General features: G+C 73.4%; 16 protein-coding genes. 10 read left to right on the top strand and 6 right to left on the bottom strand.

Going from position 1 to position 17,833, the window contains the following annotated elements:
* Positions 1–19 precede the first annotated feature (19 nt).
* Genes ACQP00_RS33870 through ACQP00_RS33860 form a run of 3 tightly spaced genes read left to right on the top strand, consistent with a single transcriptional unit; the run spans position 20 to position 1,578 of the window.
* Positions 20–724, top strand: coding sequence for an alpha/beta fold hydrolase (locus tag ACQP00_RS33870; RefSeq protein WP_433203292.1), 705 nt, complete (start codon positions 20–22; stop codon positions 722–724).
* A 31-nt stretch (positions 725–755) separates the two neighbouring features.
* Positions 756–1,106 (top strand): ArsR/SmtB family transcription factor, encoded by a 351-nt coding sequence (locus ACQP00_RS33865; RefSeq protein ID WP_433203289.1) that lies wholly within the window; start codon positions 756–758, stop codon positions 1,104–1,106.
* On the top strand, positions 1,090–1,578 hold the full coding sequence (locus ACQP00_RS33860; protein WP_433203286.1) for an SRPBCC family protein: 489 nt from the start codon (positions 1,090–1,092) through the stop codon (positions 1,576–1,578). Before ACQP00_RS33865 ends, ACQP00_RS33860 begins: the two co-directional genes overlap by 17 nt.
* Positions 1,579–1,717: 139 nt before the next feature.
* On the opposite strand, the gene ACQP00_RS33855 is transcribed toward ACQP00_RS33860, so the two are convergent.
* Together ACQP00_RS33855 and ACQP00_RS33850 are read right to left on the bottom strand one after the other, a co-directional pair.
* Positions 1,718–2,416: a lysostaphin resistance A-like protein gene (locus tag ACQP00_RS33855; protein WP_433203283.1), complete on the bottom strand. Its 699-nt coding sequence runs from the start codon at positions 2,414–2,416 to the stop codon at positions 1,718–1,720.
* Positions 2,413–3,441 (bottom strand): NAD(P)H-binding protein, encoded by a 1,029-nt coding sequence (locus ACQP00_RS33850; RefSeq protein WP_433203280.1) that lies wholly within the window; start codon positions 3,439–3,441, stop codon positions 2,413–2,415. The genes ACQP00_RS33855 and ACQP00_RS33850 overlap by 4 nt, the downstream gene beginning before the upstream one ends.
* Positions 3,442–3,541: 100 nt before the next feature.
* Between ACQP00_RS33850 and ACQP00_RS33845 the strand changes: the two genes are divergently transcribed.
* The gene (locus ACQP00_RS33845) at positions 3,542–4,564 is read left to right on the top strand and encodes an oxidoreductase (protein WP_433203277.1); all 1,023 of its coding nucleotides are present in this window, start codon (positions 3,542–3,544) and stop codon (positions 4,562–4,564) included.
* Between the two features lie 15 nt (positions 4,565–4,579).
* Entirely contained in the window at positions 4,580–5,368 is a 789-nt protein-coding gene (locus tag ACQP00_RS33840; RefSeq protein ID WP_433203274.1) for a methyltransferase domain-containing protein, read from the top strand.
* Positions 5,369–5,426: 58 nt separating this feature from the next.
* Here ACQP00_RS33840 and ACQP00_RS33835 read toward each other — a convergent pair whose 3' ends face one another.
* Together ACQP00_RS33835 and ACQP00_RS33830 are read right to left on the bottom strand one after the other, a co-directional pair.
* Positions 5,427–5,618: a hypothetical protein gene (locus tag ACQP00_RS33835; protein WP_433203271.1), complete on the bottom strand. Its 192-nt coding sequence runs from the start codon at positions 5,616–5,618 to the stop codon at positions 5,427–5,429.
* Positions 5,619–5,754: 136 nt separating this feature from the next.
* On the bottom strand, positions 5,755–11,280 hold the full coding sequence (locus ACQP00_RS33830) for a DUF5663 domain-containing protein (RefSeq protein WP_433203268.1): 5,526 nt from the start codon (positions 11,278–11,280) through the stop codon (positions 5,755–5,757).
* A gap of 134 nt (positions 11,281–11,414) precedes the next feature.
* Here ACQP00_RS33830 and ACQP00_RS33825 point away from each other — a divergent pair, with 134 nt between their 5' ends.
* Both ACQP00_RS33825 and ACQP00_RS33820 read left to right on the top strand, forming a co-directional pair.
* The gene (locus ACQP00_RS33825) at positions 11,415–11,699 is read left to right on the top strand and encodes a nitronate monooxygenase (RefSeq protein ID WP_433203265.1); all 285 of its coding nucleotides are present in this window, start codon (positions 11,415–11,417) and stop codon (positions 11,697–11,699) included.
* Positions 11,699–12,223 (top strand): nitronate monooxygenase, encoded by a 525-nt coding sequence (locus ACQP00_RS33820; RefSeq protein ID WP_433203262.1) that lies wholly within the window; start codon positions 11,699–11,701, stop codon positions 12,221–12,223. Before ACQP00_RS33825 ends, ACQP00_RS33820 begins: the two co-directional genes overlap by 1 nt.
* Here the strand turns inward: ACQP00_RS33820 and ACQP00_RS33815 are convergent.
* Both ACQP00_RS33815 and ACQP00_RS33810 read right to left on the bottom strand, forming a co-directional pair.
* Positions 12,174–13,100 (bottom strand): sporulation protein, encoded by a 927-nt coding sequence (locus ACQP00_RS33815; RefSeq protein WP_433203258.1) that lies wholly within the window; start codon positions 13,098–13,100, stop codon positions 12,174–12,176. The two genes, ACQP00_RS33820 and ACQP00_RS33815, sit on opposite strands and share 50 nt — an antisense overlap.
* A gap of 14 nt (positions 13,101–13,114) precedes the next feature.
* Positions 13,115–13,888, bottom strand: a complete 774-nt coding sequence (locus ACQP00_RS33810) for a hypothetical protein (RefSeq protein ID WP_433203255.1) — start codon at positions 13,886–13,888, stop codon at positions 13,115–13,117.
* 51 nt (positions 13,889–13,939) lie between these two features.
* On the opposite strand from ACQP00_RS33810, the gene ACQP00_RS33805 reads away from it, so the two are divergent.
* The 3 genes from ACQP00_RS33805 to ACQP00_RS33795 are packed head-to-tail and all read left to right on the top strand — an operon-like array spanning position 13,940 to position 17,824.
* Positions 13,940–14,656, top strand: coding sequence for a histidine phosphatase family protein (locus ACQP00_RS33805; RefSeq protein WP_433203252.1), 717 nt, complete (start codon positions 13,940–13,942; stop codon positions 14,654–14,656).
* Positions 14,646–15,506 carry an NAD(P)H-hydrate dehydratase gene (locus ACQP00_RS33800; RefSeq protein ID WP_433203249.1) on the top strand — a complete coding sequence of 287 codons (861 nt, stop codon included), beginning with the start codon at positions 14,646–14,648 and terminating at the stop codon, positions 15,504–15,506. Before ACQP00_RS33805 ends, ACQP00_RS33800 begins: the two co-directional genes overlap by 11 nt.
* Before the next feature lie 38 nt (positions 15,507–15,544).
* Complete coding sequence (locus tag ACQP00_RS33795; RefSeq protein ID WP_433203246.1) at positions 15,545–17,824, top strand: putative bifunctional diguanylate cyclase/phosphodiesterase; 2,280 nt, start codon at positions 15,545–15,547, stop codon at positions 17,822–17,824.
* The last annotated feature ends 9 nt before the right edge of the window (positions 17,825–17,833 follow it).

Below are 17,833 nucleotides of genomic sequence, written 5' to 3'. Positions count from 1 at the left end.
ACAAGTACGATGCTCGGGTATGGCGCCGCTTGTGCTGCTGCACGGCCTGGGGAGCCGCCGCCAGGTCTGGGATCCGCTGCTGACGGGCCTCGCCGGGCTCGACGTCGTCGCTCTTGATCAAGCGGGCGCATCGGTACCGGCATTGGCCGACGACGTCCTCGCCCGCGTCCCGCCGCCGTTCCACGTCGCGGGCAGCTCGATGGGCGGGGGAGTGGCCCTCGAACTCGGCCGGCGCGGGCACGCCCTGTCGGTGACGGCGTTCGCGCCGATCGGCTTCTGGGGACCGGTCTCGCGCCGCTGGTGCCAGCTGTCCGTCTCGGCCGCGCGTTCGTGCGCGCGGGTGTCGGATCGCGCGCTGCCGCGGCTGGCCTCGACGGCGGCCGGGCGGATCGCGCTGTTCGGGTTGTTCTTCGGCCACCCGACGCGGGTCGACCCGGCCGCGGGTGTCGCCGACGCGCGGGCCCTCGCTGCGTGGCCCGGGTTCCAGGCGGCGCGGGCGGCCTTCGCCGGGCACCGGTTCGCCGCGGCCGGGTCCCTTGTGGACATTCCGGTGACGATCGCCTGGGGGCCGCGCGACCTCATCCTGCCGGCGTTCCAGGCCCGGCGGGCGGAGCGGTTGCTGCCGTCCGCGCGGCACGTGCGGCTGCCCGGCTGCGGGCACCTGCCGTTCGCCGACGACCCGGCGGCCTGCGTCGAGGTGCTGATGTCGACGATCCGGGCTTGACGCATTCCCTTATCGGCATATGATTGGTGGCATGGCACGAGCGGCTACCACGACCGATGCGTTCAACGCCGTCGCCGAACCGCGGCGGCGCGAGATTCTCGACCTGCTCGCCCAGGGTGAGCGGCCGGTCAACGACTTCGTGCACCTGCTCGGGCTCGCCCAGCCCCAGGTGTCCAAGCACCTGCGCGTGCTGCGCGAGGTCGACCTCGTGCGGGTCCGCGAGGAGGGGCGGCAGCGCGTCTACCGCCTGAACCCCGCGCCGCTGAAGCCGATCTACGAGTGGCTCGCCACGTACGAGCAGCGCTGGAACGAGCGCTTCGACCGCATGGACGACGTCCTGAACGATCTCACGAAGGAGACGAACGATGCCGACGACGACTAAGGGCACGGCGAAGGTCACCCTCCCGACCGACCTGCAGATCCTCATCACCCGCGAGTTCAACGCGCCGAAGGAGCTCGTCTGGCGCGCCTACACCACCCCGGAGCTGGTCAAGCGCTGGTGGGCCGGCGAGAAGGGCGCGATGGTCAGCGCCGAGATCGACCTGCGGGTCGGCGGCGGGTGGCGCTACGTGATGGACGCCGGCGGCTTCGAGGTCGCCTTCCGCGGCGTGTACCGCGAGATCGCCGCCCCCGACCGCCTGGTCAACACCGAGGTGTTCGAGGGCCTGCCCGACCCGGACGCCCACACCGGCCTCATCACGGTGACGTTCACCGAGACCGACGGGCGCACGCACATGTCCATGCTGTGCGAGTACGACGACCAGGAAACCCGCGACGCGGTGATCGCCTCCGGCATGGAGAGCGGCCTGCAGGACTCCCTCGACCACCTGGAGACCGTCGCGACGTCCCTGTAGGCCTCGCAGCAGCATGACCTGCTGCTGCGGCGAGTAGGGACCCGGTGCGGTGTTGAGGGGGTGTGGGTGGAGCGAAGCTCCCCCACCGCTTCTCAGGACATCGAACGGTATGCAACGGTGCCAGACAGGCCCTTCGTCGCTAGCCGATCAACGGGGGCAGGGCGAACAGCATCACCATCGACCACGTGACGTGCGTGAGCATCGGGGCGAGAATTCCGCCCGACGCGCGCCGTTGCAGGCCGAGCACCGCACCGAGCACGGCCGCCGCGAAGACGAGCATCGGGTTGGCCGTGGCGATCGTGGCCAGGGCGTAGACCACCGTCGAGATGAGGACCGGGTGGCTGCGGCCGATCGCGGCGAACAGGGCGCCCCGGAAGAAGACCTCCTCGGCCAGGCCGTTGAGCAGCGTGACGATCGTGATCGGCACGATCGAGCCGTAGCGGGCGTGGTCCAGCACCTCGCCCGCGTAGGCTCGCAACGGCGGGATGTGCTGCACGATCAGCGCTCCGAGGACGAAGACGCCCCCGACGATGAGCCCGGTCGCGATGGGCGTCAGGATCGGGCGTCGGAGCTTGTCACGGTACAAGATGCGGCCTAAATGCAAGCGGCCCGAGAGCAGGCTGCCGGCCACCCAGGTCGCCGCCACCGCCAGGGTCATGGCATAGAACAGCGGGTCGCCGGGGCGGATCGTGAGCGACCACCCGAGCAGGACGGCGCCGGCGGCGAGCGTCACCGCCACCACGATGCGGCGGCGGCGGAACAGGGCGGCCGTCTCCCCGTGCTCGCGCGGCACCCGATCGACGAACGCGGCCCGGGCGAGGTCGCGCAGGGCCCTCACGGGACGGTCACGCCCAGCTCGCGGCGGACGTCCTGGGCGTGCTGCTCCGCGTCGCGCGCGGCCCGGCGGGCGGCCTCGGCCGTCTCACCGGCCTTGGTCGCCTCGGCCGCGGTCCGCTCCGCCTCCCGCTCGGCGAGCTCCAGGGCGCGGTCGGCCAGGGCGAGGCGGACCGCGTCGTCGTACCCGAGCGCCTCGCCCGGCACGAGCTCGCTGATCGGGTGCTCCCGCACGACCGTCTCCGCACTGAGCGAGTCGACGAGATTGCGCGCGGTCGGGATGTCCACGTCGGTCACGAGCGACAGCCACATCGACGACAGGCGCGGCGTGAGCAGCGGGACGGTCACGTTCGGCAGGAACTTGCTGCGCGCCTTCGCCACCCGCTGCAACATGTCGGCGAAGGTGACCACGTCCGGGCCGCCCACCTCGTACACGCGGCCGCGCGCCTCCTCCGACTCGCCGGCGGCCACCAGGTAGCGCAGCATGTCGGGCAGGGCGACGGGCTGGGTGCGCGTGGCGACCCACTGCGGCGTGATGAGCGCCGGGAGGTGGTCGACGAGCTGCCGGGTGATCTCCCACGAGATGCCGCCGTGCCCAATGATCACCGCGGCGCGCAGCGTGGTCACCGGGACCGGGCCGGCCGCCAGGATCTGCTCGACCTCGCGGCGGGAGCGCAGGTGGTCGGAGAGCGCGTCGCCGTCGGCGCCGAGCCCGCCCAGGTAGACGATCCGCTCGAGCTTCGCGTCGGCGGCCGCGGCGGCGAAGTTGCGCGCGGCCTGCGCGTCGCGCTCGACGAAGTCGTCCAGCCCGAGCGAGTGCACGAGGTAGTACGCCACGTCGACGCCGTCGAGCGCCGCGCGCAGGCTCCCGGGGTCGGTGACGTCGCCGGCGACGGGTTCGCCCGCTCCGGAGTACTGCTGCGGCTTGCGGGTCATCGCCCGCACCCGGTGGCCGCGGGCGAGCAGGTGCGGCACGAGCTTCGACCCGACGAACCCGGAGGCGCCGGTCACCAGGACGGTCAAGGTCATGTCTCCCTCATACCACCGGCGCGAGCCGTTCATGCCTCGAACCACCACACGACCGGCCCCGGGGTTGTCCCGGGCAGCCCAGCTCCTTAAGTTCATCGATATGACCAATCGCATCGTCGCGATCATGCTAGGGCTGGCCGTCGTCGTGGGCGCCGGCGGCTTCGGATGGCCGCCGGAACCGTCCTGGAAACTGCTCGACACCGGCTCCACCGCCAGGCTGCGCGGCCTGTCGCCGGTGAGCGACCGGGTCGCCTGGGCCTCGGGCACCGAGGGCACCGTCCTGCGCACCACCGACGGCGGCCGCAGCTGGCGCTCGGTCGGCCCGTCCGGCACCGAAGCCCTGCAGTTCCGCGACATCGAGGCCTTCGACGCCCAGCGGGCCGTCATCCTGTCGATCGGCAACGGCGAGGACTCCCGGGTGTACCGCACGGACAACGGTGGCCGCACCTGGACCGAGACCTACCGCAACACCGACCCGGCCGCCTTCTACGACTGCCTGGCCTTCGCCGACCCCCGCCACGGCCTGGCCCTGGGCGACCCGGTGAACGGCCACTTCCAGCTCCTGACCACCGACGACGGCGGCCGGCACTGGTCCTCACTGGCGGCCGACCTGCCGCCCGCCCTGGACGGCGAGTTCGCCTTCGCCGCGAGCGGCACCTGCCTCGTCGCCGCGGGCCGCGACTTCTGGTTCGCCACGGGCGGCGGCTCGTCCTCGCGCGTCTTCCACTCCGCTGACGGCGGCCGGCGATGGACCGTCGCCACCACGCCAATCCCGTCCGGGCCGTCGGCGGGCGTCTACTCCCTCGCGTTCCGCGACCGGTGGCACGGCGTCGCGGTCGGCGGCGACTACGTGACTCCGACCTCGGCCCCGTCCGGCGCGGCGGTCTCCCGCGACGGCGGGCGGTCGTGGACGGTGTCGCGCACGGTGCCTGGCGAGTATCGCTCGGGCGCGGCCTGGCGGGGGGAGGTCGCCTTCGCGGTCGGGCCGACGGGCAGCGACTGGTCGCGCGACGGCGGGCGCAGCTGGACCCGCTTCGACACCGGCAGCTTCGACTCGGTCGCCTGCGCCGGGGGCGTGTGCTGGGCCTCCGGAGAAATGGGGCGCATCGCCCGGCTGCGCTGATCTAGGGTCGGCGGCATGACGACCGAGGACATCGTCGAGTACTACTCGTCGCAGTACCGCGAGGACGAGCGGCTCGCCCGCCGCCCGCAGGCCCGCCTGGAGTGGACGCGAACGCTCGAGGTGCTGCACGAGCTGCTGCCGCCGGGTGCTGCCGTCCTCGACGTGGGCGGCGGCACCGGGGCGTACGCGCGTGAGCTCACCCGGGCCGGGCACCGGGTGCGCCTCGTCGACCTGGTGCCGGCCCACGTCGAGCAGGCCCGGGCCGGCGACCCGCCGATCGAGGCCTCGGTCGGCGACGCGCGCTCGCTGCCGTTCGCCGACGGGTCGTTCGACGCGGTGCTGGTGCTCGGCCCGCTGTACCACCTGCACGAGCGGGCCGACCGGGTCGCCGTCCTGCGCGAGGCGGCCCGGGTGACCCGCCCCGGCGGCGTGCTCGCGGCGGCCGTCATCTCCCGGTTCGCGGGCCCCCTCGACTTCGCCGCGACGGCCCGCTTCAACGCGCGAACCCTCACCGAGGCCCGTTCACTGGTGCACGACGGGCGCAACGATCCGTCACTCGGCTTCACCCATGCGTACTTCCACCGCCCCGAGGAGCTCCTGTCCGAGTGCACGGACGCCGGCCTTCCGGACGTGGTCCTGCACGGCCTGGAGGGTCCACTGTGGACGGCGGCGGAGGCGGCGCTGAACGGTCCGCACGCCGAGTCGGTGTTCACTGCGGCCTTGGAACTTGCGCGGCTGTACTCCACCGAGCCGTCGCTGGTCGCCGCCAGTTCCCATCTGCTCGCGACGGCCACGCTGGGTTGACATGCCGAGGGCGGCGGAGCCACCGTTTCCGGCTCCGCCGCCCGTCGGGTCTGGTGGTTCAGCGGGCCCGCTTGTCCCGGGCCGAGCCGACCGCGCCGAGGTAGACCAGCACGCTGCTGATGTACGCCGCGGCCTCGGTCATCGTGGCCTTCCCGGTGAGCACGAGCACGGCGCCGATCGCGAGCGCGCCGAGCATGCCGGCCAGCCGGATGACGCCGTCCAGGTGGTCGGCGGCCGAGTCGAGGTGCATGTCCGTCTCCTTCCTGCGGGGGCGGCGGTGGGCCGCTGCGCAGAAAGCTACGGACGGGTGCTCACCCGCGGCTCTACCGCAACACATCGTTGGCTGCCGCCCGATGAGCTCGCGATGAGGTTTCGATGAGCACGGGCTATGAGCTGCGCAAACCCGCCAAGATCTCAGCCGCCGACGAGCGCGCCTCCCGCTGCAGCTCCGTGAGGACGTTCAGGGTCATGAGCCGGTAGTTCGGGGTCTTCCGCTCGAGCCAGGCGAGGGCGTCACCGATACCGTCGCGTTCGACGAAGGCGTCGAACTCCGCGATATCCTTCGCCGAGAACTTCTTCACGAGCCGGTCGCCGGTGCGGCGCTCGCAAAGGTCATAGATCGCCTGAGCGACCAGACGGGTCTCCTCGTCGGTGAGGTCGGCGAGCCCGTATGCCGTCCAACTCACCGGGGGGCCGCCGCGAGGCTTCGGGGGGTTCACGCGTTGCGGCCGGTCGTCGGGGTCGCGGAGCACCATCATGCGTCGCCGTGCGACGACCGTGGCGAGTGTCGCCGTCGCGGCCTGGATCGCGTCGGAGTGGGTGCCGCCGAAGACGAAGGCGCTCGTCATCTGGCGATGCCGGCCGAGCATCGTGGCGTCGCTCGCGAGCTGATGAAGGCCGATCTCCTGCCGCCCGCTTGGGGCCGGGGTCGGAGCGACGCCATCCACCAGCGCATAGACGGCCGAACGCAGGCTTGCCGAGCCGGCCGGCCGGGCGAGGTCGAGGGCCGGGCTGCCCGACCGGAGAGCCGTGACGATGGCGCCGAGGAGTTGCTGCCGTCGCTGCACGTCGGCGGGCGGAAGCGCGTTGACGTTCTGCACCACGAGATTGGCCGCGAGCCACGCGGTTCGCCAATGCGGCCCGGTCATCGCGGCAATCGCCACGTCGGGGTCGACCGGCGACGGCTGCGGTGCCGCCCTCGTCCAACGCAGCGCCGAGTCGCAGGCGGCGTCGCTGTCCCGGCACTCGGACAGCAGCGCGGGCATCCAGTTCGGGTCGTTCACCCGCAGCCGTCCGGCCATGGTCCGGCTCAACAGGCGCACGTTGTAACTGCCCGCCTGGTGCATGGCCGGTTCGAGCAGGTCCGGCAGTGCGATCGCGGCCGCCGCGCGGCCGAATCGATCGGGTTGACTGGTTTGGAGCAGCTCCGCGGCGGCCAGGGCGGCCCGTTGCCGGTTCCAGCCGGCATCCTGGCCGGACAGGATCGCGGCGATCTCCTGGACCACCGCGCGGAGGCCGCGCTCCTGGTCGGCGAGCTTTCCCACGAGGCCGAGCATCGCCTGGTGCCACGGGCGGCCGTGCGCGGTCTGCGGTGACATCCACCTGCTGGTGCTGGACAACGCCCACAGCAGCGCCCCGGCCGCCACCCGCACGGTCGACGACCGTGTCCGCAACAGCTCCAGGGCCTGGTTCGGGCCGGCGAGTTCGACGACGTCGAGCGCGGTCAGCGCACCGATCATCGGCACCGGCTCAACCGCGTGGGCCTTCCGCAGCACTCCCGCTGCCGCCGCACGGATGTCGGGAATCGCGCCAACGCTGGCGGCGTTGCTGCTCGCCCAGAGCGCGTAGCCGCGCACCGCCGCCGCGCACAGGTCGGTGTCCTGCTCGCTGGCGTGTTGCACCACGTCGAGGAGGGTGTCGGCCCGGCCCGTCCTGGCCGCGTCCGTGCCGAACATCTCGAACAGCCACTGCCGAATCTCCCGGTGGAACCCGGTGTGGCCGGCGAGCTGGAGCAACCGGGTCAGGTCGATTCCCGTGGGCTTCCCGGTTTGCGCCTCATACGCCAGGCCCCCAACGATTTCACGGACGGCTGGAGCGGGAAGGCCGGGCAGCCCGTCGAGCAGTTCGTCGGTGACGGCGATCGCCGGCGTCGGTGCCTCGTCGTCGTCCCAGGCACCGGGAAGCGCCGAGAACCTCTCGATGGCCATTTGGCTCAGGCCGTGAGCGAGGCCGGTGTGCACGTCGGCGGTGGCCGGGTCGGCTGTTCGTAGCGTACGCCAATGCGACCGTGCGCGACGCAGCGCGCCGTCGGTCACCGTGTCGGCGGTCCGGCGCATGCGGAGGGCCGCGGCCGCGTACACCCGCCAGCGCTCGCCGTCCCGCAGCAGGGCCTCCGCGAGCTGGTCGTACACGTGCTCGTCGACGATCCGGCCGGGCACCGTCGCGAGCAGCAGCACGGCCGGCGTGCGGCGCAGATCGTGCCCGTCCCGTCCCAGGGACTCCAATGCCGCGATCAGGTCCGCCGGTGCGGGATCCGGCAGGCTGAGGCGAGTCAGCAGCGGCAGCAGGTCGCCATCGTCGATCGTGCCGACGACGTTCCCGAGGGCGACCACGCCGGCCGTGGTGACCTCGAGCGGGGCGTGTGCGGCCCCTCGCTTGAGCAGCCGCAGCGCCGCGGCGCCGACCGGGCCGCCCCGGTCGAGGTTCGACCAGGCGAGCCTGGCCAGCCCCGGATGCAGGGGGAGCGTCGGGGACTGCCGCATCAGCGCGACGGCGGCGTCATCGGAAAGGCCGGCGCTCCAGCCGTCGAGACCCGGCGGGGCCGGCACCAGCACCGGCAGGTCGGCGAACAGCCGGGCGGCCGACCAGGTGTCGACGTCACCCTTGGTATAGGCCGAGTGGAGCCATCCCGGGAACCGGAACGGGGCCAGCTGATAGGCCACGCCGGCGATCGCCGACAGATCCGATCCACGCAGCGTGCCGCAGGCGTCGATGAGGCGCTCGACCAGGCGGTCGACGATGCCGTCCGGGTCCGGGGGCGCGTCGGGCGACCATCCGGCCAGCAGCCACCGGATGTGCTCGTAGACCGCCGGGTCGACCCGGTCGTTGATGACGTAGAACAGCTTCTGCAGGGCGGGCACCCGCTGGCGGTACCAGGCGGCGGCCTCGGGGTGGTCGACGTTGAGCAGCGTGCTGATCGGACGGTACACGGGGTCGATCGCGGTGCCGCTGATCCGCAGGCGGCGGGCCACGCGTGCGCGGACGGCGACGGCGCGGGGCGGGCGGTTCCAGCGGGCGCAGACCTCCTCCAGGGCGTCGAGGAGATCCAGCGACGCCGCGCCCGCCGCCTCCACGACGTCGGCGGCCAGTTCGGAGGTTTCCTGATCGCGGAGCGCCTCGATCAGGTTGGGCAGGACCATGCCGCGGGCCACGGCGTACAGGCGGCTCAGGACCGCGATCGTCCGGTCGTTCAGCTCGCGGTAGCCGTCCCGGCGGGCGTCGGCGCCCGCGCGGAACAGCCGGTCGAGCACCGTGCGCAGCACCGACGGGACCACGCGGGGCATTTCGGCCAGGCACGAGGCGACGAACAGCAGGTCGCGGTGCAGCAGGTCCTCGTGCTCGGAGCCGGCGTCCAGGACGTCGGTGAGCAGGCCCTCGATGTCGTCGGGGTGGGTCTGGCTCATCGCCGCCACGGCCAGCAGCAGCACCTCGGCCCAGCGGGGGTCGTGCAGGCGCGCCGTCAGGGCCGGGCCGAACGTACGCAGCGAGCGGGTCAGCTCCTTGGCCGCGAAGAACTCCTGGAACGTGAGGTGGGCGAAGCTGAACCGGTCCGGCGCCACCTCGACGAGGATGCCGGTGTCGTTGCGGGCGGCGTCGATGAAGCGCTCGACCTCGTCGCCGCCCTCGACGTCGAGGACGCGCCGGTACATCGCCTCCGAGACGTGGCGGCGGACCTCCTCCAGGGTCGCCACCCCGTCGGAGCGGTGCTCGTGCAGCCACAGCGCCAGCGGGCCGAGCAGGTCGAGGACCTGCTCCATCGACCAGCCCGAGGCGCGCCGCTCGACCAGGACCTGCGCGGCCTCGTGGTAGACGCCGATGCGCTGCGCCGGCAACGCGCTGCGTTCGCGCATCAGCATGGCCAGTACCGTGAGCAGGAGTGGGTTGGTCGCCAGCTGGGCCACGCCGGGGCTCGACTCGATCGCCCGGACGAGTGCGTGCGCGTCCTCGGCGCCCCGCAGCCGGATCTCGTCGTCGGTGGCACCGGTCGTCTGGGCACGGAAGCGGCGCACGGCCAGGCACCAGTTGGAGCAGAACCGCTGCGTCAGGGCGCGGGTCAGCGGGCGGATGCGCACCAGGGTGTACCGGCCGTCGAGGGCCGCCTCCTGGTAACCGTGGATGCGGCTGGTGACCACGATCTGGTTGCCGCCCGACTCGGCCGGGAACGAGCGCTGCGCCTGCCACCAGGGGATCGCCGTCCGCTCGCCGAACAGGGCGAGTGCGTCCGGGCTGGTCGGGTCGACGATGTGCTCGCCGACGAAGCGCTCGATGTCGTGGCGCACCCGGACCTTGGTCGGGGTGTCGGTCAGCTCGTCGAGGCCGTCGAGCAGGACCAGCGCGGTGCCGGCCCGCAGGTGGGTACGGATGAGCGCGGCCCGTTCCTCCGGCTCGCCCGTCAGCGGCTCGTCCATCAGGCGGTGCCGGGCCAGGAAGTCGAGCACGCTCGGATCGGGGGTGCCCGTGGCCAGGTACTCGGCGTACTGCGCCACGCGGACCAGGATCGGCAGGCGGGCCGGCCCGAGGTCGACCTCCGGCTCGGCGGAGCCGAGGTGGCGGCCCTCGACGACCACGCGGTCCTCGCCTTCGCGCAACGCGTTCGCGTGCATCAGGGCCAGCCACTGCAGCAGCGTCGACTTGCCCGCCCCCGGCGCGCCCAGCATGACGATCCAGCGGTGCTCGCGCACCAGGCCGGCGAAGGAGATCTCGGCGGAGCCGGGCAGCTCGGCGATCGTGTCGTCCGCCGGGAGGGCCGGTTCGGAAGCCGCTGTCTCCGGCGGGTCGGCGCGGTTGAGCTCGACCGTGAGGGCCAGGTACACGTCCGCGAGCGGCAGCACCACGTCCTGGGTGAGGTGGCTGCGGCGCAGATGCCTGGGGTCGACGACCGAGCATCGCCGCACGTACTGCGTGACGTACGACCCCTGGTAGGCCGTCGCGGCCGGCTCCGGCGGCGGGATCGTCCGCCCCCGTTGCCGCAGCGTGAGGGCCTGGTTGAGACCCGGCAGGCGGGCATCGTCGCTCAGGTCGGCCAGCCGGGCGATCAGTTCGGCGACCCGGGCGTCGTCCGCCGGTGTGGATGTCGCCACCGGCCGGCGCAGGAGGGCATCGGCCAGGCCGGCGACGACCTCGGTGTACGCCCGTTCGAGCTGGAACAGCGCCTGGCTGCGGTGCACGTAAGGGTGCAGATCCGCGAGTGGCCGCTCGTGCGGCCAGAGTTCGAGCGCGCACTCCCAGGCGGCGACGGCGGCGACCGGATCGTCGTCGACCGCCTCCCGGCCGTCCTTGGCGAGTTCTGTGAACGCGACCGCGTCGACGGTGCACGGTCCGGCGAGCTTGAGGCGGTAGGTGTCGGCGCCGCGCGCGGAGCTGATCGGAAAGCCCAGCTTGCGCAACAGCGACATCTGCGTCGAGACGGGCTGTGAGTCCGCCGGTTGGGCGTCGGCCGGCCAGGCCCACAGTTTCGCCTGGTCCACGCTGAGGCCGGCCGGACCGCCGAGCACCAGTCCGATCAGCAGGGCGCGGCCGGTGGGCCGGATGGACTGGACGTCGAACGGCCGGATCTCGCCGTCGGCCGTTCGCACCTCGATGGCCAGCCCGGACAGGATCGACACGCGGGCGACATCGAGGACGGCCTTCATAGCGTTGCGTGCTCCTCCGCCCCCGCGACGTGTTGTCCATCCTTGATAGCCGACAACTATCTCGCCCGCATCCGCCGATCCGTCCGGTTCGAAGGCGCGAACGACAGCACCATTCCGGCTGCGATGATGGGGCGGTGGCGCTGGCGACGGCATTTACGGAGCTGCTCGGAGTACAACATCCGCTTGCTCTCGCTCCCATGGGCGGGTCGGCCGGCGGGGCGCTCGCAGCGGCCGTGACCAGGGCCGGCGGCCTGGGACTGCTCGGCGCCGGCGGCGGCGACCCGGACTGGCTGGCCCGGGAACTGCCGCTGGTAGCCGCGTCGGGCGGGCCGTGGGGCGCCGGCTTCCTGACCTGGGCGGTCGAGGCCGGCGCGGTCGAGCGTCCCGGGGCCGCTCGACGCTGCCGTTCGTACCCCTAGTGGCCGACCTGGCCGACCCGGTCCCGGTCCTCGCCGCCGGTGGCATCGCCGACGGGCGCGGGCTGGCGGCGGCGCTGTGCCTGGGGGCGGCGGGTGCGCTGATCGGGACCCGGTTCCAGGCCACGCCGGAGGCCCTGGTCGACCCCGCGATCACGAAGGCGCTGCTGGCCGGGCGGGGGGAGGAGACCGAGCGCAGCCGGGTGCTGGACATCGTGCGCGGGTCGGGGTGGCCGTCGCACTATGCGGCGCGGACGCTCGGCAGCCCGTACCTGGACCGCTATCGCGACGACCCGGCAGCGGCGGCCGGTGCGGAAGTGCGGCGCGAGTACGCGGACGACGTTGCCCGAGGTGTGGTGCCGCCGCTGCCGGTGTGGGCCGGGGAGGGCGTCGATCTGGTCACCGACGTCCTCCCGGCCACCGAGCTCGTCGCGCGGATCGTGGCCGAGGCCGAGGAGGCCCTGGCCCGGGCGGCCGCTACTCGAAGTCTCCGCCGCCCTCGTCGTCGAAGAAGACCTCGTCGATGATTTCGCCGGCGACCAGGCCGCCGACCACGCCGGCTGCGCCCGCGGCCACCACGGTGCCCATGCCCATGCCGCCGCCGCGGTGGCCGTAGCCGCCGTGGCCGCCGTAGCCGCCGTGGCCGTGGGCGGGCATGCGGGAGTAGTGGCGTTGCGTCGCCTCGTGGATCCAGCCGTCCACCACCGCGGTCCAGTTCGTGCCCGCGACCTGGTCGTGGCCGATGCCGAAGCGGCTGTAAGCGTCGTGACCGCCGCCGGTGAACGAGCCGCCGCGCTTGTCGAACTCCAGGATGATGTCGGTGCCGGCGGGGTTGGTGATGAAGGTGAGCTCGACCTCGTTGATGCGGCCCGCGTACTGCTGCGGCGGCCAGAACTCGATCTCCTGGTAGATCGGGAGCTGCTGCGCCACGCCGTGGATGAAGCCGTGCTCGACGTCGGCCTTCTTGAAGCGGAAACCCAGCTCCGCGAAGGCGTCCAGGATGGCCTGGTGGACCGGGAGGGGCGTGATCGCCACCGGGTCCAGGTCGCCCTGGTCGCGGCCGCCGGCGACCTCCAGGGAGGTGACGACGCCCATGGCCATGCCGCGCAGCTGCTGGCCGTAGACGGTGGTGATCGGCGCCTCCCACGGGACGGGCAGGCGGAACGGAATCGACTCGGTGGTGCCGGCCGCGACCGTGAAGTGGTCCGCGACCGCGCTGCGGCTCAGCTCGACGCCGCAGGTGAGGACCAGGACGACGTGTTCGATGCGGGCGTCACGATCGCCGCCCTGGATGTGGACGTGGCCGTCGATGAAGCCGCCGGGCTGGACGGCAGGGGTGTCGAGCACCGTGTCGACACTCGGTCCGCCGACCCCGAAGGCGGCGAGCATCTTCTTGAACACCATGGCACCCAACACTATCACGTAGCACTGTACGGTCTCCGTGCAAGCCAGCCCAGCGAGGCCCGTCCGAGTGACTCCGCCATCGCCGCCAGGTTCGGGGCCGCGGCGGCGGCGGCCAGGTTCATGAGGAAGCCGCCGTGGGCCGCCAGGAACGCATCGATCGCGTGCGGGGGCAGGTCGCGCGTGAGCGGGTTCGCGGCGCACAGCGACTCCGCCTCGGGGGAGCCGGCCATGAGCATCAGCACGTCGCCGTAGGCCGGGCCGACCCACGCGTGCGCCCAGTCCACGATGTACACCTGCGACGGGCCGATGAGCGCGTTGAACAGGTAGAGATCGCCGTGCAGCAGCGTGTCGCCGTCCAGCGCGGGGCCCGGCAGCAACCGGGGGCGCGTGGGTGGCCGCAGCGGCGCGGGCGTCAACACCGAAGCCATCGACGTCGCGGCGGCCAGGACCCGCGGCAGGTCCGCCGGGCGGGCGGGCCTCGCGGTGACGAAGGCGAACGCCAGCACCACCCACGCATCGTGTTCAAGGGCGAAGAGCAGAGGCGGCGACGGTACCGTCGAAGGAAGCCCGGCCGCGATCGCCCCTTCGCGCCGGTGGAAGTCGCGGACCGCCTCGTGCGCGGTCGCCTTGACGAACACGTCGCGGCCGTCGGCCAGGCTCAGCCGGGCCGCCGCGCCCTCCGAGAACCCGCCGGCAACATCCGCGACAGCCACGATCGTGCTGCCCAGCCGAGTTTCCACGGCCGCGCGCACCGGTTGCGGCACGGCGGACCACGCCATCTCCCCCATGCGCGCACAATACGGGCTTCAACCGGCCGATCACTGGGTACGCAGACGCTCATGGCGGAACTGGGCTGGCTGGGTGTGGTGCGGCACGGGCAGAGCGTCGGCAACGTGCGGGCGGAGGAGGCCGAGCGCGGCGGGCTGGAGGTCATCGACCTCGCCGAGCGCGACGCCGACGTGCCGCTGACGGAGCTCGGCCGGGAGCAGGCCGAGGCGGTCGCGCGCTGGATCGGGCAACTGCCGGCGGGGGAGCGGCCCGAGTTCGCGGTCGTGTCGCCGTACCTGCGCACCCGGCAGACGGCGGCGCTCGCGCTCGGCGGGACCGGCATCCCGGTCCGCTACGACGAGCGGCTGCGCGACCGGGAGCTCGGCGTGCTCGACCTGCTGACCCAGCGGGGCGTGGCCGCGCGCTTTCCGCAGGAGGCGGCCCGGCGCGCCCGGCTCGGCAAGCTGTACCACCGCCCGCCCGGCGGCGAGTCCTGGTCCGACGTGCTGTTGCGGCTGCGCAGCCTGATGCGCGACGTGCGGGCCGACCATCCCGGCGGGCGCGTGCTGCTGGTCGGGCACGAGGCGATCGTGCTGCTCGTGCGGTACCTCGTCGAAGGCCTCGACGAGGAGGCGCTGCTGAGCCTGTCCCGGGCCACCGCGCTGGCCAACTGCTCGGTCAGCAGCTGGGTCAACGAGGGCGGGATCCTCCGCCCGGAACTGTTCAACGCGGTCGAGCATCTGGAGCGCGAGGAGACCACGCAGCAGGAGGCCGTCGGTGCCGATTGACATCATCACCCCGCACCTGTTGCGGGACTGGCCGCTGCCTTCCGCGACCGGCGACGACAAGCACGACCGCGGGACCGTCCTGGTCGTCGGCGGCTCGCGCTACACGCCCGGCGGGGTGCTGCTGGCCGGGCTCGCCGCGCTGCGGGCCGGGGCCGGGCGGCTGCAGCTGGCGGTGACCGAGAGCACAGCGACGGCGCTGAGCATCGCGGTGCCGGAGGCGAAGGTGCTGGGGCTGCCCGAGACGGCCGAGGGCAGCGTCTCGGCCGACCTGCCGCGCGCGCTGCTCGAGCTGGCGGCCGGGGCCGACGCGGTCGCGCTCGGCCCGGGCCTGGACAACATCGACGAAACCCAGAAGATCCTGGATCTGGTACTGCCCGCCACCGGCCCCGGCACCGCCCTCGTCCTCGACGCCTACGCCCTGGGCGCCCTCAGCCGGCGGCCGGAGGTGCTCGGCACGGCCAAGGGCGGCGCGGTGCTGACCCCGAACCGGACCGAGGCCGAGCACCTACTGGGCCGGGACCTCGGCGACGACCTGGCCGTCGAGGCCGCCTCCCTCGCGGCGCGCTACGGCGCGGCGGTGACCCTGCACGGGCACGTCGCCGACCCCGAGGGGCACGTGTGGCGGGAGGAGAGCGGCGCCGCCGGCCTCGGCACGTCCGGCAGCGGCGACGTCCTGGCCGGGCTGGTCGCCGGGCTGCTGGCCCGCGGCTGCGAGCCGGCCCAGGCCGCGTGCTGGGCCACGTACGCGCATGCCGTCGCCGGTCAGCGCCTCGCACCGCGCTACGGCCGCACGGGCTATCTGGCCCGCGAGATCGTCGACGAGGTGGCGTACACGATCGGCACCATCTGAGCAACGGCGTTGCACCCGCGGCCCGGGACAGTAATGGCATGCGGGCGTGGATCTGGTTCATCGTCGGCGGGTTGCCCGCCGCCGTGCTGGCTCCCCAGCTGCCCTCGTTCGCCCGGCAGCTGGTCTACGCCCTCGGCGGGATCGTCGCCATCGTGGTGATCGTGCGGCGGCTGCGGGCCGGCCGGGTCGCGCGCCGGCGCGCCTGGTGGTGCATGACCGCCGCGATGGGCTGCGCCGCGGTCGCGAACTTCTCGTGGGCGGTCGCCATCGCGCTCGGCGGCACCGGGGCCGGGATCGCCTGGATCGACGCGACGTACTTCGCGATGTACCCCCTGATCGCCGCCGGCATGCTCGGCCAGCCGATCGTGCGCCGCTACGGCTCCGCCCTCGCCGGGTTCACCGAGGCCGGGGTGGCGCTGTGCACCGCCGTCGTCGTCACCTGGGTGCTGCTGTACGACCCCTTCGTCCGCGACCAGCCCGCGCACGCGATCGATCTGAGCATCGCCCTGTTCCCGGCGCTGGACCTGCTCATCCTGGGCACGGCGGTGCGGATGGTGGTCGCCTCCGGCACGCTGCGCGCCACCCACCTGCTGCTGCTGGCCGGGGCCGCCTGCCTGCTCACCTCCGACGTGCTGTACTTCGTCTCGGCCTCGCTCGGCGGCGCCTGGGCCGGGTCCGGCATCACGTCGGCCGGGTGGGCCGCGAGCTACGTGTTCATGGCCGCGTCCGTGCTGCACCCGACGGCCGCGCAGCCCCCGGCCGACGCCCGGCCGTCCTCGGGGCGGTGGGGCACGGTGGTGTACGCCGCCGTCGTGCTCATCGGCCCGCTGGCCACCGGCTGGTCGCTGCTGCACGAGCTCGGCGGGCACGGGCTGGAGGTGGCCGACGTGGCGGTGCCGCTGGTGCCGACCGCCCTGTCCGCCGTGCTGCTCGTCGTCCGGCTCGGCCACGCCGGGCGGGTCGAGCGGCGCCGGGCCCACGACCTGCGGGCCGCGCTGCACCAGCAGTCCCAGATGCAGGCCCTGCTGCGCCACCACGCGCTGCACGACGCCCTGACCGGCCTGCCCAACCGGCGGCTGCTCGACGACCGGCTCACCGAGCTGCTGGCCGGCGGCGACGGCGGCGGCCTGATCGTGTTCGACCTCGACGGCTTCAAGGACGTCAACGACCGCTTCGGCCACCCGACCGGCGACGCCCTGCTGGTCGAGGTCGCCCGCCGGCTGGAGAGCCTGCTGAGCCCGGGCGACACCCTGGCCCGGCTGGGCGGCGACGAGTTCGCGCTGCTGTGCCCGCGGGTGGCCGAGCCGGAGCTGCTGGCCCGCGGGTCGCGGCTGCTGGCCGAGTTGCGCCGCCCGGTCGAGGTCGGCGGCGTCGAGCTGTTCGTCTCCGGTACCGCCGGGGCCCGCGCCTTCACCGCGAAGTACAGCGCCACCACGGTGCTCGCCGACGCCGACGTGGCCCTGTACGCGGCCAAGGCGGCCGGCAAGGACCGGGTCATCGGCTTCGACGAGGAGCTGCGCGACCAGCAGCTGCAGCGCAGCAAGACCGCCGAGCGGCTGCGGGCCGCCCTGGCCGCGGACGAGCTGGCGGTGTGGTACCAGCCGATCGTCGCGCTCGACGGGGACCGTACCGTTGGCGTGGAGGCCCTCGTGCGCTGGTGCCCGCCCGGCTCCGCGCCGATCGGCCCCGACCGGTTCATCCCGGCGGCCGAGGCCAGCGGGCTCATCGTGGCGCTCGGCGACTGGGTGCTCAACCGGGCCTGTCTGGACGCGGCCGGCTGGTATCCGGACACCGGCGTCGGCGTGAGCGTGAACGTCTCCCCGCGGCAGCTGGCCGAGCCGGACTTCGTGGCCCGGGTGCACGCCGCGCTGGCCGCCTCGGGCCTGCCGGGCGACGCGCTCACCATCGAGATCACCGAGGGCGTGCTGGTCGGCGCCGGGCCGCAGGCCGAGCAGACGATCGCGCACCTCACGGCCCTGCGCGCGATCGGGGTGCGGGTCGCCATCGACGACTTCGGCACCGGGTACTCGTCCCTGGCCTACCTGCGCGACCTGCCCATCGACGTGCTGAAGATCGACCGCTCGTTCCTGCCGCACAGCCGCGACGACGTGGCCGGGCAGACCGCGCTCGTGCGGGCGATCGTGGACCTGGCCCGCAGCCTCGGCCTCGTCACCGTGGCCGAGGGCGTGGAGACCGAGGAGCACGCGGCGCTGCTGCGCGACCTCGGCTGCGACCGGGTCCAGGGCTTCCTGCTGGGACGCCCGGCCCCCGCGGCCGGGCTGGAGCTCGTGGCCCCGGGCGCCCCCTCGTTCGCCTGAACCGCCGGC

The organism is Dactylosporangium sp. CS-047395 (assembly GCF_050942185.1).
Lineage (GTDB): Bacteria > Actinomycetota > Actinomycetes > Mycobacteriales > Micromonosporaceae > Dactylosporangium.
The sequence above is the reverse complement of the archived record's forward strand: the minus strand, read 5'-3'. Positions and strand labels throughout refer to the sequence as shown.